The following is a 23,177-nucleotide window of genomic DNA, read 5'->3' as shown; positions in this document are numbered from 1 at the left end:
ATCTCCATACGTTCAGTGCATGATGAGTGGATGATGGTGCGCGACCTCCAGTGGCTGGCGACCGTGGCCGACCTCGAGCACGTCACCGATGCCGCGGCCGTGCTCGGCGTGCCGCAGCCGACGCTCTCGCGAGCTGTCGCGAGGGTCGAGGCGGAGCTCGGGGTGAGGGTCTTCGAGCGGGTGCCGGACGGCGTGCGGGTCACGCCGGTGGGAGAGCTCGTGGTGACGGCCGCGCGTGAGATCGAGGCGCGGCACACCCAGCTGGTCGACGACGTCGCCTCGCTGCTCGACCCCGACACCGGCGTCGTGCGCCTGGCGTTCCTCGACTCGATGGCGGGCCTGCTCGTCCCGCGGCTGCTGCGCGACTTCCACCGCGTCGCGCCCCGGGTCCGGCTGGTGCTGCGCCAGGAGCCCTCGATGGAGATCACGGCCGACCTGGCGAGCGGCGCCGCGGACCTGGCCATCACCACGCGTCAGGAGGGCCTGGGCTGGGTCCCGCTCCTGGACGAGCGGGAGGTGCTCGTCGTGCCGGCCGGGCATCGTCTCAGCGGGCGGAAGCGGGTGGCGCTGAGCGAGCTCGCCGACGAGGAGATGGTCGCGATCCCGCCGGGCTTCGGCTACCGCGAGCTCGTCGACGACCTGCTGCGCTCGGCCGGCATCGCACCGCCGATCTCCTTCGAGAGCCAGGACCTCGCGACCATCGAGGGCCTGGTGGCCGCCGGGCTCGGGGTCGCCATCGTCCCGGAGCACTTCGCCGGCGCCTCCGGCACCGTCGGCATCGCCATCGCGGGCGCTCGGGTGCGCCGCTCGATCGGGCTGGTGTGGCGCACGGACCGCGAGCTCTCACCCGCCGCGGCCCGGTTCCGGGACTTCGCGACGCGTCCGACGGGCTAGAGCGCGTACGCCGCCAGCTCGCCGGCGAGGTCGGGGTTCGCGCGGCCGACGACGACCGTGCCCTCGCCGGTGTGCTCGAGGGACTCGATCTCGCCGTGCTGGTGCAGCCGGTTGATCAGGTCGCCACGGTCGTAGGGCAGCAGCGCCTTGAACTCGACCCCGGGCCGAGGCAGCTCGCCCTCGACCACCTTCAGCGCCTCGGCGATGCCCTCGCCGGTGCGCGCCGAGACGACGACCGAGTGCGGCTCGCGCTGGCGCAGCCGCGCGATCACCATCGGGTCGGCCAGGTCGGCCTTGTTGATGACGATCAGCTCGGGCACCTCGACGGCGCCGATCTCCGAGAAGACCTCGCGCACCGCGGCGATCTGGCCCTCCGGATCGGGGTGCGAGCCGTCGACGACGTGCAGCACGAGATCGGAGTCGGCGACCTCCTCGAGCGTCGAGCGGAACGCCTCGACCAGCTGGTGCGGCAGGTGCCGCACGAAGCCGACGGTGTCGCTCATCGTGTAGACCCGGCCGTCGGAGGTCGTCGTACGACGCGTCGTCGGGTCGAGCGTCGCGAACAGCGCGTCCTCGACGAGCACGCCGGCGTCGGTGAGCCGGTTGAGCAGGGACGACTTGCCGGCGTTGGTGTAGCCCGCGATCGAGACGCTGGGGATGTGGTGGCGACGGCGCTCCTGGCGCTTGGTGTCGCGGGTCCCCTTCATCTCCTTCAGCTCGCGGCGGAGCTTGGCGATCTTGGTGTTGATGCGGCGCCGGTCGGTCTCGATCTTCGTCTCACCGGGACCACGGCCACCGATGCCGGCACCGCCGGCAACCCGGCCACCGACCTGGCGAGAGAGGTTGCCACCCCAACCACGCAGGCGCTGCTTCATGTAGTTGAGCTGGGCCAGCTCGACCTGGGCCTGGCCCTCCTTGCTCTTCGCGTGCTGCGCGAAGATGTCGAGGATCAGCGCGGTGCGGTCGACGACCTTGACCTTGAGCCGGTCCTCGAGGTTGCGCAGCTGGCTGGGCGCGAGCTCGCCGTCGCAGATCACGGTGTCGGCGCCGGTCGCCCGCACGATCTCGGCGAGCCCCTCGACCTTGCCGCGACCGATGTACGTCGCGGGGTCGGGCGACTGCCGGCGCTGGTAGATGGCGTCCAGCACCTCGGAGCCGGCGGTCTCGGCGAGCAGCGCGAGCTCGGCCATGGAGTTCTCGGCGTCCGCGACCGAGCCCTCGGTCCACACCCCGACGAGCACCACCCGCTCCAGGCGGAGCTGGCGGTACTCGACCTCGGTGATGTCCTCGAGCTCGGTGCGGAGGCTGGCGACCCGGCGGAGCTGGTGGCGCTCGGCCAGGTCCATCTCGCCGGTGGTGAGGTCCTCGGGGTCGGGCTCATCGGCGTAGCCGGACTCGAAGTCCTCGGACTCCCAGTCCTCGGTCTCCTCGAGCTCGTCGTCGAGGTTGAAGTCAGAGGCGTGTGCGTTCGTCATACGCCATCCAGAGTACGGTCCGGTCCCGCATCCGGCGAACCGATTAGCGCACCCCGGCGCATCGTGGGTCAGCCCCGGGCGACCAGCGTGCGGGCCAGCCAGAGGTTGGCCAGCACGCCGAGGGCAGCGCCCGACACGGTGACGGCGTCGGCGAACTCCCCGGAGGAGAGCACCATCCCGACGATCATCGCGACCGGCACCCACCGCGACACCAGGCGGGTCCACAGCAGGCTGCCGACCACGAGGAGCGTGGCGACGCCGCCGAAGACCAGGCCCGGTGCCACCAGCACGTCGAAGAAGCCGCCGGTCTGGAACGCGGTGTAGGTCTCGACCGACGACGCCGGGACCGACCCCGCGTCGACCATCGACCACACCATGGCGCGGAAGCCGACCTGGGCGCACAGGCCGACGCCGGACAGGAACATCAGCACCGCGATCACCACGCCGAGCCGGGGCAGCCGCGGACGCAGCAGCCGGGCGAACCCGACCGCCGCCGGGATCGCCAGGACTGCGGCGAGGGCGAGCAGGGCGGTGCCGGCGAGGTAGCGGTCCGGCGACGTGGCGACCGACTCGAGGAAGACCTGCGGGTCCTCACGGGGCAGCACCGACGGCTCGACCGCGAACCAGCCGGCCATCGCGAGGGGGCTGGCGACCATCGCCGCCCCCAGGGCGACGAGGAAGCCTCTGTCGGCGGGCTGCGCCGGGGCGACGGCGGGGGCCGCCGGTCCGGCGACCTCGCTCGCCCAGTCGCTGACGGCGCCGTGGCCGGGAGTGCCGTGAGTGGTGGTGGAGGTGGACTCGGGCATGGGGATCTCTCCTGGGAGTGGGGCGCCGGACCGTCCGGCGCGGTGTGCCCCGAACACTGCGGAACGCGCCGTCCCGCCGTCCGGAGGCGGATGATCACCTCTTCGTCGGGGCGGCGCGTCCCGGCCGGTCGTCGCCATGTCCCTCGGGGTTCGGGACGGTGCGTCCCGTGACAGGGGTCGCACCGCGTCGGCAGCATGTGCGCATGTCCGTCGTCGCCGCCGTGGCCGCTGCGCTCCTCGCCGTCCTCGCGACGGTGGGATCGATCGTGCTGCGGGCTCTCGACGGCCTGCCGCCGTCCGCCCCGAGCGTCGCCGGCGTCGCGTTCGCGGTCACCGGTGGGGTGCTCGCGGCCCGCCGCCCACGATCGGTGCCGGGCTGGCTGCTGATCCTGGCCGGCGTCGCGCTCAGCGTCTCGAGCCTGGCCTCCGACTGGGCGCACCGCGCCCTGGTCACCGCGCCCGGCTCGCTGCCCGGCGGCGAGGCGGCACTGTGGGTCGGGTCGTGGGCGTGGGCGGCCGGCTACTGCGTGGCCGCGACCCTGCTGCCGCTGCGGCTGCCGGACGGCGCACGACCGCGCGGGGCCTGGCGGGTGGTCTGGTGGGTGGCCGTCGTCGTCACCGTGCTCGCGCCGATCGGCTGGGCGGTCACGCCGTACGACCGGATGGACCAGCCGCCGCTGGACCCGATGCCCCCGGGCGTCACCTCGCCGGCCGGGCTCGACGTCGGCCCCACGCTGCTCGCGGCCCTGCTCCCCCTGGTCATGCTCTGCGCGCTGGCCGGCCTGGTCTCCCTCGTGCTGCGGCTGCGCGCCTCCGTCGGCGAGGAGCGTCAGCAGCTGAAGTGGGTGGTGTACGGCGGCGTGCTGAGCATCCTGCTGCTCGCGCTCGGCCAGGTCGTCTCGGAGGCCGGTTCGGACCTGCTGCTCGGCATCAGCATGCTGCCGCTGCCGCTCGGGATCGCGATGGCCGGCCTGCGCTACCGGCTGTGGGACGTCGACCACGTGATCCGGCGGACTCTCACCTACGCGGTGCTCACCGGCCTGGTGGTGGCGATGTACGCCGCGGCCGTGCTGCTGCTCGGCGACGCGCTCGGTGACCGCACCGGCGCTCCCCTGCTGGCCACCGTCGTGGTGGCGCTGACCGCCGAGCCGGCCCGGCAGCGGGTGCAGCGGCTGGTCGACCGCGTCACCCGGGGCGACCGCGCCGACCCGTACGGCGCGCTGGTCCGGCTCAGCGGACGGCTCGAGGCCGCGGCGGCGGAGCCCGCGGGCGCCGAGGCGCTGACCCGGGTTGCCGAGGCGGTCCGGCACGCGCTGCAGCTGCCGTGGGCGACCGTCGACGTCCTCGACGGGCCGTCGGCGTCCAGTGGCACGGTCACCGGAGACGGCGTCGAGGTGCCACTGGTGCACGGCGGCCAGCTGGTCGGGCACCTCGTCGTCGGCCCGCGCCGGGCCGACCGGGCGCTGTCCGCGGGCGACCTGCGGCTGCTCGACGACCTGGCCCGCCCGGTCGCGGTCGCCGCGCACGCCGCCCACCTGCGCGACGCCCTCCAGACCTCGCGCGAGCGGCTCGTGATGGCCCGCGAGGAGGAGCGCCGGCGGCTCCGGCACGACCTGCACGACGACCTCGGGCCAGTGCTGGCCGCGGTCGCGCTCCAGCTCGGCGAGGTGCGCTCGCAGATCGGCGACCACCCGGTCGCGCCGCTGGCCGCTCGGGCCGAGTCGCTGCTCACCGGCGCCGTCGCCACCGTCCGCCGGATCGTCGACGGCCTGCGGCCCGCCGCGCTCGACGAGCTCGGCCTGGCCGAGGCGCTGCACGCGGCGGCGGAGGGGTTCGAGGCGGGTGGCCTCGAGGTCGACGTCGAGGTGCGCGGGGAGCTGCGCGACCTGCCCGCGGCAGTCGAGGTGGCCGCGCTGCGGATCGCGACCGAGGCGCTCTCGAACGCCGCGCGCCACGCCGGGGCCGGCCGGGTCCGGCTCGGCGTCGAGCGGCTGCCCCGGACAGTCGAGGTGACCGTCGCCGACGACGGCCGCGGGCTGGCCGACGCGGCCGAGCCCGGTGTCGGGCTCGTCTCCATGCGGGAGCGGGCCGAGGAGCTCGGCGGCGGCTGCACGGTGACCACCGGACCGGGCGGCGGCACGGTCGTCGTCGCCTGGCTGCCTGCCCCCGCGGACCGGGCTGCGGATGAGAGGGTGCGCCAGTGAGCGACGAGGTCGAGCAGGAGCTGCGGGTCGTGGTGGCCGACGACCACCCCGTCTACCGCGAGGGCCTGGCGATGGTGCTCGGCTCGCTGCCGGGCGTGACCGTGGTCGGCGAGGCCGGCGACGGGCTCGAGGCCGTGGAGCTGGCGGAGCGGCTGCGACCCGACGTGGTGCTCATGGACCTCTCCATGCCCGGCCTGAACGGCGTCGAGGCGACCCGCCGGATCGTCGCCGAGACGCCGGGCGTCCAGGTGCTCGTGCTGTCGATGCACGAGGGCGCGGACAGCGTGGTCGCCGCGCTGCGCGCCGGTGCGCGCGGCTACCTCGTCAAGGGTGCGACGAAGGTCGAGGTCGCCCGGGCGATGCGCGAGGTCGCGTCGGGCGGCGCGGTCTTCGGCGAGGGCGTCGCCGAGCAGGTGCTGCTGCGCGTGCGCGAGTCGTCGCGGACCGCGCGCCGCGGCGCCGAGGCCTTCCCCGACCTCACCGACCGCGAGCTCGAGGTGCTCGATCTGGTGGCCGGCGGCCTGTCGAACGCCGCGATCAGCGCGCGGCTGCATCTCTCCGACAAGACGGTGCGCAACGTCGTCTCCAACGCCGTCGCCAAGGTCGGGGCCCGCGACCGCGCCGACGCGATCCTGCTCGCCCGTCGGGCCGGCCTCGGCGAGCCCGCGCCATGACGGTGCCGGCGGTACCGGACGGCATCCGCCTCCTCGGCATCACCGGCGCGCCCGGCGTCGGCAAGTCCACGATCGCCGCGTCGCTGGGCCTCCCGATGGTGCCGATGGACGGATTCCACTACGCCGACGTCGAGCTCGTCCGCCGCGGCCTGCGCGACCGGAAGGGCGCGCCGGAGACGTTCGACGCGCCCGGGTACGCCGCGCTGCTGCGGCGCGTCCGGGCGGGGGAGCCCGACGTCGTGGCACCGATGTTCGAGCGCGACCTCGAGCAGCCGATCGCGGGCGCGATCGCGGTACCGCCGGCCGGGACCGTGGTCACCGAAGGCAACTACCTGCTGCTCGACGAGCCGCGCTGGCACGGCGTACGCGCCGAGATCGACGTGGTGTGGCACCTGACGCTCGACGACGACGTACGGCGGGAGCGGCTCGTCGCCCGGCACGTGCTGTTCGGCAAGTCGCCCACCGAGGCCCGCGCGTGGGTCGCCCGGGTCGACGAGGCGAACGCCGTGCTCGTCGAGGCCGCCCGCGACCGGGCGGACGTCGTCGTCGACCTCACCGGTTGGACGTCAGCCGGCGCGTGACCCGAGGGCCTCGCGGAAGACCGTTGCGATGTCGGCCGGGTTCTCGGCGATGTAGGCGTCCCCACCGGTCGCGCGGGCGATCTGGCGCAGCGCGGCCGCGTCGGAGTCCGCGGAGATGCCGATGGCGATGATGCGCACCGGCCGGCTCGGGTCGGCGAGGTCGCGGAGCTCCGACATCAGCTGCGGGAGGCTGATGCTGCCGGGGTCGTCGTTGGCGCCGTCGGTGAGGAGCAGCACGCTGTTGGCGGCCTCCGGGTCGTAGTCGGCGAGCACCGCCTCGTACGCCGCGAGCGCGGTGTCGTAGAGGCCGGTGCCTCCCCCGGTCAGCCCGGCGAGCCCGGCGAGCCCGGCGGCGAGCGACTCACGGTGCGTGCCGTCGTCGGTGGCGGTGCCGAGCCGGCGGATCGGCAGCAGCTTGCGGTGGTCGGTGTTGCCGTCGAGCTGCTGGGAGAACGCCCAGAGCCCGATCGCGGCCGCGTCGGGGAAGAGCGCGAGCCCCTGCTGCGCCGCGGCGGTCGTCAGCGCCATCCGGGTCTGGCCGCCAGCGTCGAAGTCCATCGACCCCGACACGTCCACGACCGCGAGCGCCCGGGTCGGCAGCACGAGCGTCGCCCACTGCTGCAGCGCGGTGCTGACCTGCGCGGCCGACGCCTGCACGGCCTCGACCGCGCCGACGCCGTCCTGGCCGGGGGAGCCGTCCGGGCCGCGGAAGCCTGCGTCGGCGAGCGCCGTGCCCGTCGGCTTCTCGCCCAGCAGCCGGGTCAGGGTCCGGGTGGTCTGGTCGATGTCGGCGCGCCGCTCCTCGCCGGTCGTGAGCACCACGGGGTAGTCGAGCAGCAGGGTGCCGGTCGCGGGCACCCCGGCGGAGAGCGCGGGCGCCGTGGCGAGCCAGGCCTGCTCGCTCACCGCCGCCACGCCGGAGCCCTCGTCCGCGAGCTGCTCGAGCCGCTGTACGTCGCCCGGCGCGTCGCCCCGGGCGTCGGCCTGGGCCTGGGCGAGCGGCACCACGGTGGCCGCGAAGTCCGTGCCGGCGCGCTTGGCCTCTGCGCCTCCCGCGACGAGCGGGACGGCCGCGGCCGCCGACGTCAGCGGATCGCCGAGCACGAGGTCGTCGGCGTCCAGCGCGGCGGTCCACGTCTCGGGCGGGCGGTTGTCGGCCGAGACGAGCACGACCGGAGAGGTCGCGAGCGACTCGACCAGGGGCTGGGGCGTGGCCGGCGCCGACACGGCGGCGCGCTTCACCCAGCTCGACGACTCGGGGATCCACACGTCGGGGGCGTCCTTGCCCGCCGCGACCCGCGCGCTGACCAGGGCGGACGGCAGCGGGTCGACGGCGATCTGGTCGCACTCCGCCTGCTCGACGACCTCGGCGACCACCGGGGCGATCTCGGGAGCGGCGGCGACGGTGATGCTCGGTCCCGGGCAGGCGTCGGAGGCGCCCGACGGCTCCCCGCCGAGCAGGACGTACGTTCCGCCGGCACCGACCGCCACCGCGATCGCCACGAGCGTGGCCACGAACACCGTGCCTCCCCGGCCTCGTTGCCGGACGGCCCGGTGACTTTTCGCGTGCGAACTCACGCGACCTCCCTCCCCAGAGAACCCCGGCGGTTCTTTCCACCCCTGCGGGTGAGTCAAACGTCGAGTGGGAGCGATGCCAACAACATCGCCAAGATGGGGGCCAGGACGGGGGCCCAAGAGGGGGTCAGCCGGCGGGTTCCGCGGGCTCGAGCGCCCGGGACCACAGCGCGGCTCCGGACCCGTCGTGGAGGGTGACGGTCAGGAGGCCCGCGGCGTCGATCGCGACGTGCCCGAAGAACTGGTTGCCGGCCCGGGGCGACTGCGCCCACGTCGGCGTCTCGTTGCCCTTCGAGAAGACGACCTCGGGGCCGAACGTGCCGTCCAGCACGGCGTCCTTGGTGGCGAACGTCCCGGCGGCGAGCGGCCCGGACACGAACTCCCAGAAGGGGTCGAAGTCGCTGAACGCCGCCCGGTCGGGGCTGTAGTGGTGAGCGGCCGTGTAGTGCACGTCGGCGGTGATCCAGACGACGTTGCGCACGCCGTGACGCCGGAACGCGGCCAGCACCCGCGCCAGCTCGGGCTCGCGCCCGGTCGGCGGGCCGTCGTCGCCGTTGGGCACGCTGTCGAGGTCGTCGGCGTGGTTGGACGGCGCGGAGAGCGGCAGGTCGGCCGAGATCACCTTCCAGGTCGCGGTGGACGCGCTGACCTGGTCGACCAGCCAGCGCTCCTGCTCCGGTCCGAGCACCCCGGGCTGGCCAGCCGCCGCCGAGGTCGGGTTCGGGCCGCGGTAGGTCCGCATGTCGAGGCAGAACACGTCGAGGTGGGGGCCGCGCGGCACGCGGCGGTAGATGCGGTCCGAGGCGAAGCCGTCGCCGCCGCGGTCGATCAGGGTCCGCACCGGCACCGGCTGGTACTCCTGCCAGGCCCGCCGGCCACGGGCGGAGAGGACGTCGCAGCTGCGCTCGACGTACCGGTCGTCGTCGAGGACCTCGCCTGGGTACCAGTTGTTGCACGTCTCGTGGTCGTCCCACTGGCTGACGGTCGGCACCTCGGCGTACAGCGCCCGCACGTGCTCGTCGAGCAGCGGGTAGCGGTGCCGCCCCCGGAACTCCTCGAGCGATTCGGCCACCTTGCCGACCCCCTCGGCGACGACGTTGCGCCAGACGTCTCCGGTCTCCTCCTCGAGCCGCGACTCGATCTCGATGTCCGCGTAGATCGTGTCGCCGCAGTGGATGAGGAAGTCCGGGCGCGTGTCGAGGATCGCGCGGTACGTCGTGAGGCCGCCCAGGTCCGGATTGATCCCGAAGCCCTGGCCGCAGGTGTCACCCGACCAGACGAACGACTGCGCCGCCGGGTGGACCGGCGCGGTGCTGAAGCTGATCCGTTCCGGCCGGCCCTCGGTGCCGTCGGGGGCGGTGAACGAGACGTCCGCGTCGTACCGGCGCCCCGGCGCGAGGCCCTCGACGATCAGCCGCGCGGTGTGGTCGGTCCGCTCGTCGGCCCAGGCGCCGGCGACGTCGCGCACCAGCCGGCCGTTGCTCGACAGCCGGACCGACATCCGGGCGTCCGCCGACGCGCGGGCCCACAGCACCGCCGAGGTGGTGGTGACCTCGCCGGACCGGGCCCCGGAGGTGAGCCCGACCCGGTCGCGCACGAGCGACGGAGGCCCTGCCCGCAGGCCGGCGACGACCAATCCCGGCGTTCCCCCGATCGCCACCCCGGCCAGCAGGGCGGCCCGTCTCCCGAGGAGGACCATGGCTCGCACGCTGGCGAGGCAGTCCGACGGGACCGGTACGCCGACGTGTCGTGTCGGTCAACGGTGCGTGATCAGCCGGTGGTGTCCCGCCGCGGCTCCGCCGCGAACTCGCCCGGCGTCAGCCCGGTGACCGCCCGGAAGTCGCGGCCGAAGTGGGCCTGGTCGGCGTACCCGAGGTCGACGGCGACCCGTGCGAGGTCGGGCCGGGCCACGTCGCGGAGCCGCTCGGCGGCCTCGTGGAGGCGGCGGCGCTGGATCAGCCACTTCGGACTCAGGCCGATGCGGCGGGCGGTCAGGCGCTGCAGGGTGCGCTCGGAGATCGCGAACTTGTCGCAGACCTGGCCGACCCGCTGCACCGCGGGATCGCCCTCGACGTACTCGACGATCGCGTTGACCAGCAGCCCCTCCTCGTCGACGGGCAGCAGGCCGGCCAGCCACTCCTCGACAGCGCCGATGGCGGCGAGCTGGCGGGCCGGGTCGGCCGGGTCGTCGTCGACCGCGTCGTGGACGCGACGCACCAGCGCCCCGTCGTCCAGCGGGACGACCCGGTCGGTCAGCGTGTCGACCCCGCCCCCGACCAGCGCGAGACCGGGCGCCGGCTGCAGCATCGTGCCGAGGGCCCAGCCGGTGCCGGAGATGTCCTGGGTCGACAGCCCGCTGTGCGGGCCGACGAGCTCGGCGCAGTCGTCGGCGATCACGACCTGGCAGACGGGGTACTGCAGCACCCGCTGCACCGACACGACCCCGTCGGGCAGCGACCACACCGGCATCCAGTAGCGGCGTACGACGCCCGCGAGCGCGGGGTCGGGCGCGTAGCGGTGGATGGGCGGCGTGAAGCCCGACCGGTCGAGCAGGTGGGCACGCTCCGCGAGCTCCCCGGGGGCTGGGTTGATCGGGCGAGGGCCGGACATGTGTCGGATTCTTTCAAGATCCGCCGACATCGGCGATGCCACCGTGAGGGCATGACACCGGAAGCCACGAAGTTCCTCGAGACGGCGGAGCGCTTCTCCGCCACCACCACCGACGTCGCCGACTGGTCGGCACAGAGCCCGTGCGACGACTGGACCGCCGCCGACGTGGTCGGCCACGTCGTCGACACCCAGCGCGAGTTCCTGACCCAGCACGGCGCCGACCTCGGCGACCGGCCCTCCGGCTCGCCCGAGGAGGTCTGGTCCGCCCACCTCGCCGCGGTGCGACCCGTCGTCGCGGACGACGCCTACCTGGCCACGACGTACGACGGCTGGTTCGGGCCGACGACGGTCGGCGAGACCGTCGTGCGGTTCTACGGCCTCGACCTGGTCGTGCACGGCTGGGACATCGCCTCGTCGCAGGGGGCGCCGACGACGTTCAGCGACGACGACATGGACGCGATGGAGAAGTCCTTCGTCGGGTTCGGCGACGCGATGTACGCCCCCGGCGTCTTCTCCGAGGACCTCCCGGTCCCCGACGACGCCGACCGCCAGACGAAGCTGCTCGCCCGGATGGGCCGGCGCGCCTGACCGGCTACTTCGGGGGCATCCTGATGCCGCCGTCGACGCGGATCACCTCGGCGTTCATGTAGCTGTTGGTGATGCACTCGACGACCATGCTGGCGAGCTCGTCCGGGACGCCGAGGCGCTTGGGGAAGAGCACGTTCTGGCCGAGGTTGGCCTTGAACGCCTCGGACGCCTCGCCCTCGCCGTAGATCGGGGTGTCGATCAGGCCGGGGGCGATCGTGTTGAGGCGGATGCCCGAGGCCGAGAGGTCGCGGGCGACCGGGAGGGTCATGCCGACGACGCCGCCCTTGGAGGCGGAGTACGACGCCTGGCCGATCTGGCCGTCGAAGGCGGCGACCGACGCGAGGTTGACGATCGCGCCGCGGCAGCCGTCGGCGTCGGGCTCGTTGCGGCTCATCGCGGTCGCGGCGAGGCGGGTCATGTCGAAGGTGCCGATCAGGTTGATCGCGATCACCTTGCGGAAGGCGTCGAGGTCGTGGGCGGAGTCGAACTCGCCGTCGCGGCCGATGGTCCGCTGTGCCCAGCCGATGCCGGCCGAGTTGACGCACGCGCGCAGCGGGGCGATCTCGGCGGCGGCGTCGACGGCGGCCTTGATCTGGTCGGTGTCGGTGACGTCGACCTGGGCGAAGATGCCGCCGATCTCCTGGGCGAGCGCCTCGCCCTTGTCGGCCTGCAGGTCCGCGACGACGACGACCGCACCCTTGGCGGCGAGCTGGCGGGCTGCCGCGGCACCGATCCCCGACGCGCCGCCCGTGACGATGGCACTTGCTCCGTTGATGTCCATGCGCCGGACCCTAGCGTCAGCGCATCAGAGGCTGGTTGTGCCCTTCGCCACAACCACCGCCGGGCCGGCGAGGAGCACGCGGTCGTCGGCGGTCCAGGTGACGGTGAGGGTGCCGCCGGGCACGTCGACCCGGTAGGCCACGTCGTCACCCTCGGGGCGGGCGCCGTCGGCGAGGGCCGCGGCCACCATGACCGCGCACGCGCCGGTGCCGCAGGAGCGGGTCTCCCCCGAGCCCCGCTCGTGCACGCGCATGGCGACGTGGTGGTCGCCGCGGCGTACGACGAACTCCACGTTGACGCCGTCCGGGTAGACCGCGGGGTCGTGCCGGGGTGGGTCGAGGAGCCGACCGGCGTCGTCGAGGGAGTCGACGAACGCGACCGCGTGCGGGTTGCCCATGTCGACGTGGAGCGCCTCGAGCTCGCGGCCCTCGACCCGGACGGTGGTCTCGCCGAGCACCTTGGCGACGCCCATGTCCGCGGTGATCAGGTCGCCCCGGACGGTGAGGAGCTTGAGGCCGGCGCGGGTGTCGACGGGGATCGGCTCGGCAGGGTCGGCGAGGCCCTCGTCGACGAGGTAGCGCGCGAACACCCGGACGCCGTTGCCGCACATCTCCGAGACCGAGCCGTCGGAGTTGCGGTAGTCCATGAACCAGCCGTCCCCGCGGCGTACGACCCGCAGCACGCCGTCGCCGCCGATGCCGGCCCGGCGGTCACACAGCGCGCGCACCCGCTCCGCCATCTGGCCGGGCGACAGGTCGCCGTGGACGGCGCCGTCGAGGTCGGGCAGCAGCACGAAGTCGTTCTCGGTGCCGTGCCCCTTGAGGAACTCGTAGGACTCAGCCATAGAGGCCCTTGGAGTAGTTGGGGCTCGCGTAGTAGTCGTCGAGCTGCTCGACGGTCATGCCGCTCGGCTCGACCTCGTGGGCGATCACGGCGCGGCGCGGGACCGTCGCCTCGGGCGCCCAGGTCTCCGGCTTCCAGAGGCCCGAGCGCAGGAACGCCTTCGCGCAGTGGAAGAAGATGTCCTCGATCTCGACGACCAGCGCCAGGATCGGCCGGTGGCCCTTGACGACCATCTCGTCGAAGAACGGCGCATCGGAGACCAGCCGAGCGCGGCCGTTGATGCGCAGCGTGTCGCCGCGGCCGGGGATGAGGAAGTTCAGCCCGACGTGCGGGTTCTCGAGCACGTTCCGGTAGCCGTCGGCGCGCTTGTTGCCGGGTCGCTCCGCGACCGCGATCGTCGTGTCGTCGATGACGTGGACCAGCTGCCCGGCCGGGTCTCCCTTCGGGGAGGCGTCGCACGTCCCGTCGGCGCCCGCGGTGGCGAGCACGCAGAAGGGCGTGGCCGCCAGCCAGGCCCGGTCGACGTCGAGCAGCGCCGGCCGGCCCTTGTCGCGGGCGCGGGCGTTGGGCTCACCGAGCAGGTCGACGAGCTCGTCGACGGAGGCGATCTGGGTCCACGGGGTGGTGTCGGTCGGCACGCGACAAAGGTACGCCGTGGGTCAGCCCGCGATCCCCCACGTTTCACGGAACTCGCCCGGCGTCCCGCCATGTCGCCCGCGAGCCGCAGCACCTCGGCACCGTCGGGCCGGCGCCGCTACGGGGCGGGCTTGACCACCATCGCCGAGCCGCCGCCCCGCCGCGCGGGCTCGGCGGCCGACGTGAGCAGGCCGTCCGGGCCGATCTCGATGCCGGTGGCGGCGCCGATCTCCTGGGTGCCGGTGAAGATGTCCTGGTACGGCTGCACGTCATGGCCGAGCAGTGCCAGCTGCGCGCCGTACTGCTGGATGAACGCCGGCTCCGCCAGGTCGCTCGCCGTGTTGCGCTGCGTCACGCGGGGCGCGGCGATGGCGTCGGGCAGCGTCATGCCGAGGTCGAGCCGGCCGAGCAGGACCTGCAGCACCGTCGTGATGATCGTCGAGCCACCGGGCGAGCCGACCGCCAGCACCGGCTTCCCGTTGCTCAGCACGATCGTCGGCGACATCGACGAGCGCGGCCGCTTCAGCGGCTGGATCCGGTTGGGGTCCTTCGGGTCGTACTCCGCCGAGAAGTCGGTCAGCTCGTTGTTGAGCAGGAAGCCCCGGCCGGGCACGACGATGCCGGACCCGCCGGTCTGCTCGATGGTGAGCGTGTACTCGACGACGTTGCCCCGCTTGTCCACCACCGTCAGGTTGGTGGTCTCGGTGTTCTCCGTGTCCGGCGCGGAGGTCGCCGTGCCGGGCGTCGCCGGGCAGGTGCCGTCGTACGACGTGACGTCGCCGGGCTCGACCGGCTTGTTCATCGCGGCGGCCGGGTTGACCAGGCAGTCACGCTCGGCCGCGTAGGTGTCGGAGAGCAGGTCGGAGAGCGGCACGTCGACCTTGGCGGGGTCGCCGACGTACGCACCGCGGTCGGCGAAGGCGAGCGCGCTCGCCTCGAGGTAGAGGTGCAGCGCCTGGGCACGCGGCATCGTCGAGAGTTCGTGGCGCTCGAGGATGTTGAGGGCCTCGCCGACCGTGGAGCCGCCCGACGACGACGGCGCCATGCCGTAGACGTCGAAGCCGCGGTAGCCGACCCGCGTGGGCTTGCGGTCGATCACGCCGTAGCGCTTCAGGTCGCGGGCGGCCATGAAGCCCTCGGGCACCGGCAGCTTCGGGTTGCGGACCGTCGGGGGCTGGCGCACAGCGTCGACGATCTCGTCGGCGAGCGGCCCGTCGTACAGCGAGCGCCAGCCCTGGCGGGCGATCATGCGGTACGTCGAGGCCAGGTCGGGGTTGCGGAACGTGCTGCCGACCCGCGGCGCCTTGCCGCCGGGCAGGAACAACCGCTTCGTCGGCACGAACGCGCGGAACCGCTCGCGGTTCTGCTGCACCTGGCTGCGGAAGGTCTCGTCGACGACGAAGCCCTTGCGGGCCAGGCGAGTCGCCGGACGCAGCGACCGCTCCAGCGAACGGGTGCCCCAGCGCTTGAGCGCGCGCTGCCAGGTCGCGAGGGTGCCCGGCACGCCGACGGAGACACCGCTGGTGACCAGCTCCGGGGAGAAGTTCCACGGCTCGCCGGTCTTCGGGTTGATGAACGCGGCGCGGGGCATCGCGGCGGGCGCGGTCTCGCGGCCGTCGATCGTGCGGACCTTGCCCGACTTCGCCGAGTAGTGGACGAAGTAGCCGCCGCCGCCGATGCCGGCGCTGAACGGCTCGGTGACCCCGAGGGCCGCGGCGGTCGCGACCGCCGCGTCCGTGGCGTTGCCGCCGTTGCGCAGCACGCGCAGGCCGACGCGGGAGGCGTAGGGGTCGACGGAGGAGACGGCGCCGCCGGTGCCGATCGCGGTCGCCTGCTTCGACGGCTGGGGTGCCCTGCGTTCGTCGGGCGTCGTTCCGGAGGCCGGCGGACCGCCGACCGCGGCCGTGAGTGCTGTGGTCAGGGACAGGGCGAGGACCGACGCTCCGAGACGCATGTCCTCCCCCCTGCCCGGTCAGGCGCCGGGCAAACGCGGACCGATCACCCGATATCGCGCGCAGAGGAAGGCCTTGTTGCGGTCGAGCTCGAGCAGCTCGAGGTCGAAGCGCCGTGGGAAGAGCGGCCGCCCCGCGCCGAGCGTCACCGGGGCGATCGAGACCACGACCTCGTCGAGCAGCCCGGCCTCGGCGAACTGCGCGGCGAGGTCGCCGCCGCCGACCATCCAGACGTCCTTGCCACCGGCCGCGGCCGCCATCTCCGCGTGCACCTCGGCCACGGGTGCGGAGGTCAGCGTGATGTTGTCGGCGACCAGGCGCAGGTCGCGGTGGGTGAACACCCACGACGGCTGCTCGTAGAACCACTTCTCGCCCTGGTCGACATGGTGGTCGAGGATCCACTGGTACGTCGTGGCGCCCATCGCGATAGCGCCGACGTCCTGGATGAACGCGTCGTAGCTGAACGGGCCGTCCTCCTCGATGGGCTGGCTGAGCAGCCAGTCGAGCGAGTCGTGCTCGTCGGCGATGAAGCCGTCGAGGGTCGTGGCGGTGTAGTAGGTGGTCTTCATGCGTGGTCCGATCGTCGTGCCAGCCAGTTGATGGGATCGCCCTCGTCGACGTCGACGCCGTGGTCGCGCAGCATCGCGCGGGCCCCGAGCCGGCGGTGGGCGGAGTAGGTGAGCACGTGCGCGATGATGCTGCCGAGCACGAAGCTCTCGGGCGGGTCGCAGAGTGCGTCGACGATGCGGTCGTCCCACGCCTCGCGGCGCTCGATGTCGCGCAGCATCTCCAGCCAGCGCGCCGCGACGTCGTCATGGCGCTCGAGCAGCGACCCGACGTCGTCGGGCACCCGGTCGGGGAAGTCCTCGCCCACGATCGCGGCCACCCACACCTCCTTCGTGTGCACCTGGCTGGTGAGCACCGCGGCCACCGAGGCCTCCTCGCCCTCCCAGCTGTGCACCCGGCTCCCCGCCTGCAGCTCGGCGCGGTAGGCCCGGTCGTCCAGCTGCTTGGCCAGCACGATCAGGTCACGGGTGTCGTCGAGGTCGTGGTGGACCATCAGGTCCAGCGGCTGGGTCATGGTGCGCTCCCCGGTGTGCACCCACAGCGAGGTGGGCGGGTGGAAGTGGATGCCGTTGGGCGCCGGCAGCCAGTGGCTGCCGGTCGTCGCCTGGCTCGGCGCGTGCCCGTAGGCCCGCGCGAAGGCGCGTGCGAAGCCCTCGACCGACTCGTAGCCGGCCGTGAACGCCGCGTCGGTCACCGTCGCCCCGTGGCGCAGCTGCCAGGCCGCGCGCTCGAGCATCACCCGTCGGCGCATCGCCACCGGCGGCTCCCCGGCGCCGGCGGAGAGCTGGCGGGTGAAGTGGTACGGCGAGGCGAACGCCCCGCTCGCCATCTCCCCCAGGCTGCGGTGCTCCTCGGCCAGCACGGCGTCGAGCAGCTCGCGGAGCCGGTCGCGCCCCGTCTCGGTCATGGGTCCAGTCTGGCCGCGGAACGCCCCTCACGCCTGACCGTTCTTGCTGTCTCCAGGCCTCCGTCGCGATAGTCCGTCACGAAATGGTTGCCGACACGCCCGGCTGGACAGCCGGATCGTGACGGACTATCCCAGCGAAGCGATCTCCACGGCCCGCTCGGCGAGCTGCGGGTCGTCGTACCGGAGCCAGGTGATGCGGGGGTCCTTGCGGAACCACGAGTCCTGGCGCCGGGCGAAGCGTCGGGTCGCGAAGACCGTGCGCTCGCGGGCCTCGTCGAGGGTGAGCTCGCCCCGCAGGTGCGCGACCGCCTCGCGGTAGCCGATCGCGGTCACGGCCGTGCGTCCGTCGGCGAGGCCCTCGGCGAGCAGCCGCTCGACCTCCGCCACCAGGCCCTGCTCGAACATCAGGTCCACCCGCTGCTCGATCCGCTTGTCCAGCGTCGGTCGGTCGATGTCGACGCCGATCTGCACCGCCGCAGGGTCGGCGTACTCCAGCGTGGGCAGCGAGGCGCTGAACGGCCGCCCGGTGATCTCGACGACCTCGAGGGCGCGCACGATGCGGCGCCCGTTCTCGACGAGGATCCGGTCGGCCGCCTCGGGGTCGACCGCGCGGAGCCGCTCGTGCATCTCGGCGCTGCCGACCTCGGCGAGCTCGGCCTCCAGCCGGCGGCGTACGGCGTCGTCGGTGCCCGGGAACTCGAACCGGTCCAGCACCGCCCGGGTGTAGAGCGCGGACCCGCCGACCAGCACCGGCACCCGCCCGGCGTCACGGAGGCCGGCGATCGCGGCCCGGGCCCAGCCCTGGAACTCCGCGACCGTCAACGGCTCGCGCACGCTCAGCAGGTCGAGCAGGTGGTGCGGGATCCCCCTGCGCTCGGCCTCGGGCAGCTTCGCGGTGCCGATGTCCATGCCCCGGTAGACCTGCATCGCGTCGGTGTTGACCACCTCGCCGCCGAGGCGCTCGGCGAGGTCGAGCGACAGGCTGGTCTTGCCCGAGGCGGTGGCGCCGACGACGGCGACGATCGCGGGGAATGAGGTCGACGCCATGTGGTTAGTGTGGCAAGCATGACCGCGCCGATTCCCGAGGAGCAGGACCAGCCGTCGACGGGTGGTGGCCAGCCGCCCGGCGAGCACCCCTCCGAGCTCCCCTCCGACGCCGACCGGACGACGCCGTCCGGCAAGCAGGGGGAGAATGCGGAGACGTCCCTCGACGAACCGTCGGACGACAGCGGAGGTGAGTGAGATGAGCTTCTTCGACAGGGCCAGGAACGCCGTCTCGGACGCCGTCGACAAGCACGGCGACAAGATCGCGGACGGCATCGACAAGGCAGCCGAGACCATCGACGACAAGACCGGCGGCAAGCACGCCGACAAGCTCGCCACGGGTGCCGAGAAGGCCAAGGACGCCCTCGACAAGCTCGACGGCAAGAACGACGACATCCGGTAGGTGGCTGCGATGAGCGAGTTCGACACCACCGACGAGGTGGAGCCCGAGGAGCGCCCCGACGAGGAGGAGTACGTCGGGGAGGGCGACGGCCCGACCTCTCCGGAGACGGGCACCCGCTACGACGAGCGCGGCGAGACCGAGATCACGCCGCACGACCTCGAGGAAGTCGAAGCCGGGGACGGGGAGTGACCCGGGACGCCACCGAGGGCTACACGGAGGAGTACGCCGCCGCCCACGGGCGCTTCGTCGTCGTGCCCGCGGCGTACGTCTTCCTGCTGCGCGACGGCGTCTCCGGCCCGGAGGTGCTGCTCCAGCGCCGGCAGAACACCGGCTACATGGACGACCACTGGGCGGCCGCCGCGGCCGGCCACGTCGAGCGCGGCGAGACGGCGTACGACGCGGCCCGTCGCGAGGCGCTCGAGGAGCTCGGCGTCACCGACGTGGACCTGGCGTTCGTGACGTCGATGCAGCGCACCCGCCACGACCTGCCGATCGACGAGCGCATCGACTTCTTCTTCACCGCCCGGTCGTGGTCGGGCGAGCCGCGGATCGTCGAGACCGAGAAGGCGGCCGAGCTGCGCTGGTGCCGGCTCGACGACCTGCCCGACCCCGTGGTGCCGCACGAGCGAGCCGTGTTGGAGGCACTGCGATCGGGTACGGCGGAGGCGTACTCCACCTTCGGCTTCTGACCCAGGAGGCGCACGTGTCCGACCAGCGCAACGAGTCCGGCCTCGGCCCGATGCCCGAGCCCGAGATCGAGCCGGGCGAGCCGAACCCCGGCGGTGTCGACGCGAAGCCCGACGACGCCAACGGGACGATCCCGGACCCGCCCGTCGCCGACAACCCCTCGATCGCCGAGAAGGTGCCCGAGCCGATGCGCCAGGAGGTCGAGGAGGGCGAGGACACCTCGACGAAGGCCACCCGCAGCGGCGACGGGGAGAACGACGAGCCCGAGAAGGAGTCGCCGGCATGAGCGACGAGCGCCGCGACGGCATGGGCGTCAGCAGCGAGCGGGTCGGCCACGCCGGGCCGGGCCAGGAGGCCACCGACGGCCTGCGCGACGTCTCGGAGCACGAGCGCAGCCCCGACGAGGAGACGCTGCCCGAGCAGTCCGTGGGCAACCCCGAGGACAACCCGACGGGCCTCCCGCCCAAGGCGGGCTACCCGAAGCTCGACCCGCGCTCCGACGACCGCGCCGACGAGGTCTGACTAGCCGCAGGCGGGGGCGTCCGGCAGCGGAGCGGGTACGCCGACCGACGGCATGCCCAGCGCGACGCCGGCGCCCGTCGACGGTGCGGCGTTGCGCGCCTCCCAGGCGTCGCCCGACCTGGTACGGCGCACGTCGATCACAACGCCGTCGGCGACCAGGTGGTGCGGCGCGGCGTACGTGATCTCGACGGTGACCATGTCGCCCGGTCGTGGTTTCGAGACGGGACTCCGTCCCTCCTCGACAACCGGGTTCCACGCGAAGTGGACGAGCCGGTTGTCGGGGCCGCGGCCGGAGAGCCGGTGCGTCTCGGCGTCCTTGCGGCCCTCGCCCTCGGCGACCATCAGCTCGACGCGGCGGCCGACGAGCGCCTTGTTCTCCTCCCAGGCGATCTCGTTGACCAGCGCGACGAGCCGCTCGTAGCGGTCCTTGACGACCTCCGGCGGGACCTGGTCGTCGAGCACGGCGGCCGGGGTGCCGGGCCGCTTGGAGTACTGGAACGTGAACGCACCGGAGAAGCGCGCCTCGCGCACGACGTGCAGCGTCTCCAGGAAGTCCTCCTCGGTCTCGCCGGGGAAGCCCACGATGATGTCGGTGGTGATCGCGGCGTCGGGCATGGCGGCGCGGACCCGCTCGATGATGCCGAGGAACCTCTTCTGCCGGTAGGAGCGGCGCATGTCCTTGAGGACCTTGTCGGAGCCGGACTGCAGCGGCATGTGCAGCTGCGGCATCACGTTCGGGGTCTCGGCCATCGCCTCGATGACGTCGTCGGTGAACTCCGCCGGGTGCGGGCTGGTGAAGCGAACCCGCTCGAGGCCCTCGATCTCACCGCACGCGCGGAGCAGCTTCGAGAACGCCTGGCGGTCGCCGAACTCCACGCCGTACGAGTTGACGTTCTGCCCCAGCAGCGTGACCTCGGAGACGCCCTCGGCGACCAGCGCCTCGATCTCGGCGAGGATCTCGCCGGGCCGGCGGTCCTTCTCCTTGCCGCGCAGGCTCGGGACGATGCAGAACGTGCAGGTGTTGTTGCAGCCCACCGACACCGACACCCAGGCGGCGTACGCCGACTCGCGGCGGGTCGGCAGCGTGGAGGGGAAGACCTCGAGCGACTCGAGGATCTCGACCTGCGCCTCGTCCTGGATGCGCGCCCGCTCGAGCAGCGCCGGCAGCGAGCCGATGTTGTGGGTGCCGAAGACGACGTCGACCCACGGTGCCTTCCGGGTGATCGTCGACCGGTCCTTCTGCGCCAGGCAGCCGCCGACGGCGATCTGCATCCCCGGCCGCGCGGCCTTGACCGGGGCCAGGTGGCCGAGGTTGCCGTAGAGCTTGTTGTCGGCGTTCTCGCGCACCGCGCAGGTGTTGAAGACGACGACGTCGGCCTGCTCGCCCTCGGGTGCGGCCAGGTAGCCCGCGTCCTCCAGCAGCCCGGACAGCCGCTCGGAGTCGTGGACGTTCATCTGGCACCCGTAGGTGCGGACCTCATACGTGCGCGCGCTCATGACAGTCGTCAAGGGTACGGCGGGTGTCGGCCTGGGCGGGAACTCGCGGCGTCGGTCAGGTCGCCCAGCGCCACGACAGCCGAAATCCGATGGCCGGACGAGAAGTGCCCCAGCGCGTCGGTAGCCCGAACGGGCTATCGCGGATAGTGTCCCGGCATGGCGGCGCCGTTGACGTCTCAACCGACGACCAGCACCGAGTTCGTGGTGGCGCTGGAGAGTGTGGACAAGCACTTCGGCGACCTCCACGTGCTGCGTGACATCAACATCAGCGTCCGCCGGGGCGAGGTAGTGGTCGTCATCGGACCCTCGGGCTCGGGCAAGTCGACGCTGTGCCGCACGATCAACCGCCTGGAGACGATCGACTCCGGCACGATCACGCTCCAGGGCCAGCCGCTGCCGCAGGAGGGCAAGGCGCTCGCCCGCCTGCGCTCCGACGTCGGCATGGTCTTCCAGAGCTTCAACCTGTTCGCCCACAAGACGGTGCTGGAGAACGTCACGCTCGGCCCGATGAAGGTCCGCGGCACCAAGCGAGCCGACGCCGAGAAGCGGGCCCGCGAGCTGCTGGACCGGGTGGGCGTCGGGCACCAGGCGGAGAAGTACCCCGCGCAGCTCTCCGGCGGCCAGCAGCAGCGGGTCGCGATCGCCCGGGCGCTCGCGATGGAGCCTGCGCTGATGCTCTTCGACGAGCCCACCTCGGCCCTGGACCCCGAGATGATCAAGGAGGTCCTCGACGTCATGGTGGACCTCGCCCGGGGCGGCATGACGATGATCGTGGTGACCCACGAGATGGGCTTCGCGCGCACGGCGGCCGATCGGGTGGTCTTCATGTCCGACGGGGCGATCGTCGAGGAGAGCACGCCCGACGACTTCTTCACGAACCCGCGCTCCGACCGCGCCCGCGACTTCCTCGGCAAGATCCTCAAGCACTGATCCTCAAGCACTGATCCTCAAGCGCTGAATCGTCAGCACTGCCTCGCACTCGGAAAGAGGAGAAGAAATGCGACACATCCAGAAGGTCCGGGCGGCGGCAGTTGCCCTCGCCCTCGCAGCCGCCCTCGCGGCCTGCGGTGACGCCGGCGACGACAGCGACGAGGGCGCCGACGTCGAGGTGCAGGAGAACGCCGCCGACGAGTTCGACGACGGCACCCGCATGAAGGAGCTCGCCGACTCCGGCGAGGTCATCATCGGCGTCAAGTACGACCAGCCCGGCATCGGGTTCAAGGGCGCCACCGACGACATGCCGGTCGGCTTCGACCCCGAGATCGGCAAGATCCTCGCCGCCGACCTGGGCATCGCGCCCGAGGACATCACCTGGAAGGAGACGATCTCCGACAACCGGGAGCCGTTCCTCCAGTCGGGAGAGGTCGACCTGGTCATCGCGTCGTACTCCATCACCGACGAGCGCCGCGCGGTGGTCGGGCAGGCCGGCCCCTACTACGTCACCGGTCAGCAGCTGCTGGTGAAGTCCGACAGCGACATCGACAGCCTCGACGACGTCAAGGGCACCGAGGTCTGCTCGGTGACCGGATCGACGTCGCTGGAGAACATCGAGGCCGAGGGCGCCAAGCCGCGCGGCTTCGACACCTACTCCGAGTGCGTCGACCAGGTGCTCAACGGGACCGTGGACGCGATGACCACCGATGGCGCGATCCTGCTCGGGTACGCCGCCGAGAACCCCGACGAGCTCAAGGTCGTCGTCGACCCCTTCTCCGAGGAGAGGTACGGCGTGGGCTACTCGCTCGACTCCCCGGAGATGTGCGAGTGGATCACCGAGACGATCCAGGACGCGCAGGACGACGGCGACTGGGAGACCGCGTTCGAGGCGACGCTCGGCCAGTCCGGCGTGGACACGCCCGAGCCGCCCGCGATGGACGAGTGCCCGGCTGCCTGACCACGGGCAGCCCGGCGAGCTGACGACACGCTGACGGAGAG

General features: G+C 72.9%; 26 protein-coding genes. 13 read left to right on the top strand and 13 right to left on the bottom strand.

The genetic code is table 11. From position 1 onward, the window contains the following. Positions 1 to 30: 30 nt before the first annotated feature. On the top strand, positions 31 to 894 hold the full coding sequence (locus ACFQQI_RS00745) for a LysR family transcriptional regulator (RefSeq protein WP_378556433.1): 864 nt from the start codon (positions 31 to 33) through the stop codon (positions 892 to 894). Here ACFQQI_RS00745 and hflX read toward each other — a convergent pair. Both hflX and ACFQQI_RS00735 read right to left on the bottom strand, forming a co-directional pair. Continuing rightward, positions 891 to 2,369 (bottom strand): GTPase HflX, encoded by a 1,479-nt coding sequence (hflX, locus tag ACFQQI_RS00740; protein WP_378556430.1) that lies wholly within the window; start codon positions 2,367 to 2,369, stop codon positions 891 to 893. The genes ACFQQI_RS00745 and hflX overlap by 4 nt on opposite strands. A gap of 68 nt (positions 2,370 to 2,437) precedes the next feature. After that, on the bottom strand, positions 2,438 to 3,175 hold the full coding sequence (locus tag ACFQQI_RS00735; RefSeq protein WP_378556427.1) for a DUF4386 family protein: 738 nt from the start codon (positions 3,173 to 3,175) through the stop codon (positions 2,438 to 2,440). Positions 3,176 to 3,378: 203 nt separating this feature from the next. Between ACFQQI_RS00735 and ACFQQI_RS00730 the strand changes: the two genes are divergently transcribed. From ACFQQI_RS00730 to ACFQQI_RS00720, 3 genes are read left to right on the top strand one after another with little or no spacing between them, the layout of a single operon-like run. Continuing rightward, positions 3,379 to 5,379, top strand: a complete 2,001-nt coding sequence (locus ACFQQI_RS00730; protein WP_378556424.1) for a sensor histidine kinase — start codon at positions 3,379 to 3,381, stop codon at positions 5,377 to 5,379. Continuing rightward, positions 5,376 to 6,053, top strand: a complete 678-nt coding sequence (locus ACFQQI_RS00725) for a response regulator (protein WP_378556421.1) — start codon at positions 5,376 to 5,378, stop codon at positions 6,051 to 6,053. The genes ACFQQI_RS00730 and ACFQQI_RS00725 overlap by 4 nt, the downstream gene beginning before the upstream one ends. Then, the gene (locus tag ACFQQI_RS00720) at positions 6,050 to 6,634 is read left to right on the top strand and encodes a nucleoside/nucleotide kinase family protein (RefSeq protein WP_378556419.1); all 585 of its coding nucleotides are present in this window, start codon (positions 6,050 to 6,052) and stop codon (positions 6,632 to 6,634) included. Before ACFQQI_RS00725 ends, ACFQQI_RS00720 begins: the two co-directional genes overlap by 4 nt. On the opposite strand, the gene ACFQQI_RS00715 is transcribed toward ACFQQI_RS00720, so the two are convergent. From ACFQQI_RS00715 to ACFQQI_RS00705, 3 genes are all read right to left on the bottom strand, one after another. Beyond that, the gene (locus ACFQQI_RS00715) at positions 6,620 to 8,149 is read right to left on the bottom strand and encodes a substrate-binding domain-containing protein (RefSeq protein WP_378556417.1); all 1,530 of its coding nucleotides are present in this window, start codon (positions 8,147 to 8,149) and stop codon (positions 6,620 to 6,622) included. The two genes, ACFQQI_RS00720 and ACFQQI_RS00715, sit on opposite strands and share 15 nt — an antisense overlap. Before the next feature lie 187 nt (positions 8,150 to 8,336). After that, the gene (locus ACFQQI_RS00710; protein WP_378556415.1) at positions 8,337 to 9,908 is read right to left on the bottom strand and encodes an alkaline phosphatase D family protein; all 1,572 of its coding nucleotides are present in this window, start codon (positions 9,906 to 9,908) and stop codon (positions 8,337 to 8,339) included. Positions 9,909 to 9,979: 71 nt separating this feature from the next. After that, complete coding sequence (locus ACFQQI_RS00705; RefSeq protein ID WP_378556413.1) at positions 9,980 to 10,819, bottom strand: helix-turn-helix domain-containing protein; 840 nt, start codon at positions 10,817 to 10,819, stop codon at positions 9,980 to 9,982. A 51-nt stretch (positions 10,820 to 10,870) separates the two neighbouring features. Here ACFQQI_RS00705 and ACFQQI_RS00700 point away from each other — a divergent pair, with 51 nt between their 5' ends. After that, positions 10,871 to 11,407, top strand: a complete 537-nt coding sequence (locus ACFQQI_RS00700; protein WP_378556410.1) for a maleylpyruvate isomerase family mycothiol-dependent enzyme — start codon at positions 10,871 to 10,873, stop codon at positions 11,405 to 11,407. Positions 11,408 to 11,411: 4 nt separating this feature from the next. On the opposite strand, the gene ACFQQI_RS00695 is transcribed toward ACFQQI_RS00700, so the two are convergent. The 7 genes from ACFQQI_RS00695 to miaA all read right to left on the bottom strand — a co-directional run bounded on the left by ACFQQI_RS00695 (position 11,412) and on the right by miaA (position 18,139). Continuing rightward, on the bottom strand, positions 11,412 to 12,188 hold the full coding sequence (locus ACFQQI_RS00695; RefSeq protein ID WP_378556407.1) for an SDR family NAD(P)-dependent oxidoreductase: 777 nt from the start codon (positions 12,186 to 12,188) through the stop codon (positions 11,412 to 11,414). A 24-nt stretch (positions 12,189 to 12,212) separates the two neighbouring features. Continuing rightward, positions 12,213 to 13,031, bottom strand: coding sequence for a diaminopimelate epimerase (dapF, locus tag ACFQQI_RS00690; protein ID WP_378556404.1), 819 nt, complete (start codon positions 13,029 to 13,031; stop codon positions 12,213 to 12,215). Further along, entirely contained in the window at positions 13,024 to 13,668 is a 645-nt protein-coding gene (locus ACFQQI_RS00685; protein ID WP_378556401.1) for a pyridoxamine 5'-phosphate oxidase family protein, read from the bottom strand. The genes dapF and ACFQQI_RS00685 overlap by 8 nt, the downstream gene beginning before the upstream one ends. 116 nt (positions 13,669 to 13,784) lie before the next feature. Continuing rightward, a complete protein-coding gene (ggt, locus tag ACFQQI_RS00680) occupies positions 13,785 to 15,620 on the bottom strand; it encodes a gamma-glutamyltransferase (protein WP_378556398.1) in 1,836 nt (611 codons plus the stop codon). An 18-nt stretch (positions 15,621 to 15,638) separates the two neighbouring features. Further along, on the bottom strand, positions 15,639 to 16,187 hold the full coding sequence (locus tag ACFQQI_RS00675) for a dihydrofolate reductase family protein (protein ID WP_378556395.1): 549 nt from the start codon (positions 16,185 to 16,187) through the stop codon (positions 15,639 to 15,641). Next, a complete protein-coding gene (locus ACFQQI_RS00670; protein ID WP_378556392.1) occupies positions 16,184 to 17,092 on the bottom strand; it encodes a helix-turn-helix domain-containing protein in 909 nt (302 codons plus the stop codon). The genes ACFQQI_RS00675 and ACFQQI_RS00670 overlap by 4 nt, the downstream gene beginning before the upstream one ends. Positions 17,093 to 17,218: 126 nt before the next feature. Further along, the gene (miaA, locus tag ACFQQI_RS00665; RefSeq protein WP_378556389.1) at positions 17,219 to 18,139 is read right to left on the bottom strand and encodes a tRNA (adenosine(37)-N6)-dimethylallyltransferase MiaA; all 921 of its coding nucleotides are present in this window, start codon (positions 18,137 to 18,139) and stop codon (positions 17,219 to 17,221) included. A gap of 18 nt (positions 18,140 to 18,157) precedes the next feature. Between miaA and ACFQQI_RS00660 the strand changes: the two genes are divergently transcribed. Genes ACFQQI_RS00660 through ACFQQI_RS00635 form a run of 6 tightly spaced genes read left to right on the top strand, consistent with a single transcriptional unit; the run spans position 18,158 to position 19,748 of the window. Beyond that, complete coding sequence (locus ACFQQI_RS00660) at positions 18,158 to 18,334, top strand: hypothetical protein (RefSeq protein ID WP_378556386.1); 177 nt, start codon at positions 18,158 to 18,160, stop codon at positions 18,332 to 18,334. 1 nt (position 18,335) lies between these two features. After that, the gene (locus tag ACFQQI_RS00655) at positions 18,336 to 18,539 is read left to right on the top strand and encodes an antitoxin (protein ID WP_378556383.1); all 204 of its coding nucleotides are present in this window, start codon (positions 18,336 to 18,338) and stop codon (positions 18,537 to 18,539) included. Between the two features lie 9 nt (positions 18,540 to 18,548). Next, a complete protein-coding gene (locus ACFQQI_RS00650; protein ID WP_378556380.1) occupies positions 18,549 to 18,728 on the top strand; it encodes a hypothetical protein in 180 nt (59 codons plus the stop codon). Further along, the gene (locus ACFQQI_RS00645; RefSeq protein WP_378556377.1) at positions 18,725 to 19,228 is read left to right on the top strand and encodes an NUDIX domain-containing protein; all 504 of its coding nucleotides are present in this window, start codon (positions 18,725 to 18,727) and stop codon (positions 19,226 to 19,228) included. The genes ACFQQI_RS00650 and ACFQQI_RS00645 overlap by 4 nt, the downstream gene beginning before the upstream one ends. 14 nt (positions 19,229 to 19,242) lie before the next feature. Next, positions 19,243 to 19,512: a hypothetical protein gene (locus tag ACFQQI_RS00640; RefSeq protein ID WP_378556374.1), complete on the top strand. Its 270-nt coding sequence runs from the start codon at positions 19,243 to 19,245 to the stop codon at positions 19,510 to 19,512. Then, complete coding sequence (locus tag ACFQQI_RS00635; RefSeq protein WP_378556371.1) at positions 19,509 to 19,748, top strand: hypothetical protein; 240 nt, start codon at positions 19,509 to 19,511, stop codon at positions 19,746 to 19,748. The genes ACFQQI_RS00640 and ACFQQI_RS00635 overlap by 4 nt, the downstream gene beginning before the upstream one ends. Here the strand turns inward: ACFQQI_RS00635 and miaB are convergent, their stop codons facing one another. Then, on the bottom strand, positions 19,749 to 21,245 hold the full coding sequence (miaB, locus tag ACFQQI_RS00630) for a tRNA (N6-isopentenyl adenosine(37)-C2)-methylthiotransferase MiaB (RefSeq protein ID WP_378556368.1): 1,497 nt from the start codon (positions 21,243 to 21,245) through the stop codon (positions 19,749 to 19,751). Between the two features lie 156 nt (positions 21,246 to 21,401). Here miaB and ACFQQI_RS00625 point away from each other — a divergent pair, with 156 nt between their 5' ends. Together ACFQQI_RS00625 and ACFQQI_RS00620 are read left to right on the top strand one after the other, a co-directional pair. Next, a complete protein-coding gene (locus ACFQQI_RS00625; RefSeq protein ID WP_378556365.1) occupies positions 21,402 to 22,175 on the top strand; it encodes an amino acid ABC transporter ATP-binding protein in 774 nt (257 codons plus the stop codon). A gap of 67 nt (positions 22,176 to 22,242) precedes the next feature. After that, on the top strand, positions 22,243 to 23,136 hold the full coding sequence (locus ACFQQI_RS00620; RefSeq protein WP_378556362.1) for a glutamate ABC transporter substrate-binding protein: 894 nt from the start codon (positions 22,243 to 22,245) through the stop codon (positions 23,134 to 23,136). Positions 23,137 to 23,177: the final 41 nt, after the last annotated feature.

This window comes from Nocardioides sp. GCM10030259 (assembly GCF_042666375.1).
Lineage (GTDB): Bacteria > Actinomycetota > Actinomycetes > Propionibacteriales > Nocardioidaceae > Nocardioides.
The sequence above is the reverse complement of the archived record's forward strand: the minus strand, read 5'-3'. Positions and strand labels throughout refer to the sequence as shown.

Coding starts and splice junctions, on each gene's coding strand:
- miaB (WP_378556368.1), bottom strand. CDS start 21,245: ATGAGCGCGCGCACGTATGAGGTCCGCACCTACGGGTGCCAGATGAAC.
- ACFQQI_RS00745 (WP_378556433.1), top strand. CDS start 31: ATGATGGTGCGCGACCTCCAGTGGCTGGCGACCGTGGCCGACCTCGAG.
- miaA (WP_378556389.1), bottom strand. CDS start 18,139: ATGGCGTCGACCTCATTCCCCGCGATCGTCGCCGTCGTCGGCGCCACC.
- hflX (WP_378556430.1), bottom strand. CDS start 2,369: ATGACGAACGCACACGCCTCTGACTTCAACCTCGACGACGAGCTCGAG.
- ACFQQI_RS00710 (WP_378556415.1), bottom strand. CDS start 9,908: ATGGTCCTCCTCGGGAGACGGGCCGCCCTGCTGGCCGGGGTGGCGATC.
- ACFQQI_RS00655 (WP_378556383.1), top strand. CDS start 18,336: ATGAGCTTCTTCGACAGGGCCAGGAACGCCGTCTCGGACGCCGTCGAC.
- ACFQQI_RS00705 (WP_378556413.1), bottom strand. CDS start 10,819: ATGTCCGGCCCTCGCCCGATCAACCCAGCCCCCGGGGAGCTCGCGGAG.
- ACFQQI_RS00650 (WP_378556380.1), top strand. CDS start 18,549: ATGAGCGAGTTCGACACCACCGACGAGGTGGAGCCCGAGGAGCGCCCC.
- ACFQQI_RS00670 (WP_378556392.1), bottom strand. CDS start 17,092: ATGACCGAGACGGGGCGCGACCGGCTCCGCGAGCTGCTCGACGCCGTG.
- ACFQQI_RS00695 (WP_378556407.1), bottom strand. CDS start 12,188: ATGGACATCAACGGAGCAAGTGCCATCGTCACGGGCGGCGCGTCGGGG.
- ACFQQI_RS00700 (WP_378556410.1), top strand. CDS start 10,871: ATGACACCGGAAGCCACGAAGTTCCTCGAGACGGCGGAGCGCTTCTCC.
- ACFQQI_RS00720 (WP_378556419.1), top strand. CDS start 6,050: ATGACGGTGCCGGCGGTACCGGACGGCATCCGCCTCCTCGGCATCACC.
- ACFQQI_RS00625 (WP_378556365.1), top strand. CDS start 21,402: ATGGCGGCGCCGTTGACGTCTCAACCGACGACCAGCACCGAGTTCGTG.
- ACFQQI_RS00635 (WP_378556371.1), top strand. CDS start 19,509: ATGAGCGACGAGCGCCGCGACGGCATGGGCGTCAGCAGCGAGCGGGTC.
- ACFQQI_RS00730 (WP_378556424.1), top strand. CDS start 3,379: ATGTCCGTCGTCGCCGCCGTGGCCGCTGCGCTCCTCGCCGTCCTCGCG.
- ACFQQI_RS00660 (WP_378556386.1), top strand. CDS start 18,158: ATGACCGCGCCGATTCCCGAGGAGCAGGACCAGCCGTCGACGGGTGGT.
- dapF (WP_378556404.1), bottom strand. CDS start 13,031: ATGGCTGAGTCCTACGAGTTCCTCAAGGGGCACGGCACCGAGAACGAC.
- ACFQQI_RS00675 (WP_378556395.1), bottom strand. CDS start 16,187: ATGAAGACCACCTACTACACCGCCACGACCCTCGACGGCTTCATCGCC.
- ACFQQI_RS00620 (WP_378556362.1), top strand. CDS start 22,243: ATGCGACACATCCAGAAGGTCCGGGCGGCGGCAGTTGCCCTCGCCCTC.
- ggt (WP_378556398.1), bottom strand. CDS start 15,620: ATGCGTCTCGGAGCGTCGGTCCTCGCCCTGTCCCTGACCACAGCACTC.
- ACFQQI_RS00735 (WP_378556427.1), bottom strand. CDS start 3,175: ATGCCCGAGTCCACCTCCACCACCACTCACGGCACTCCCGGCCACGGC.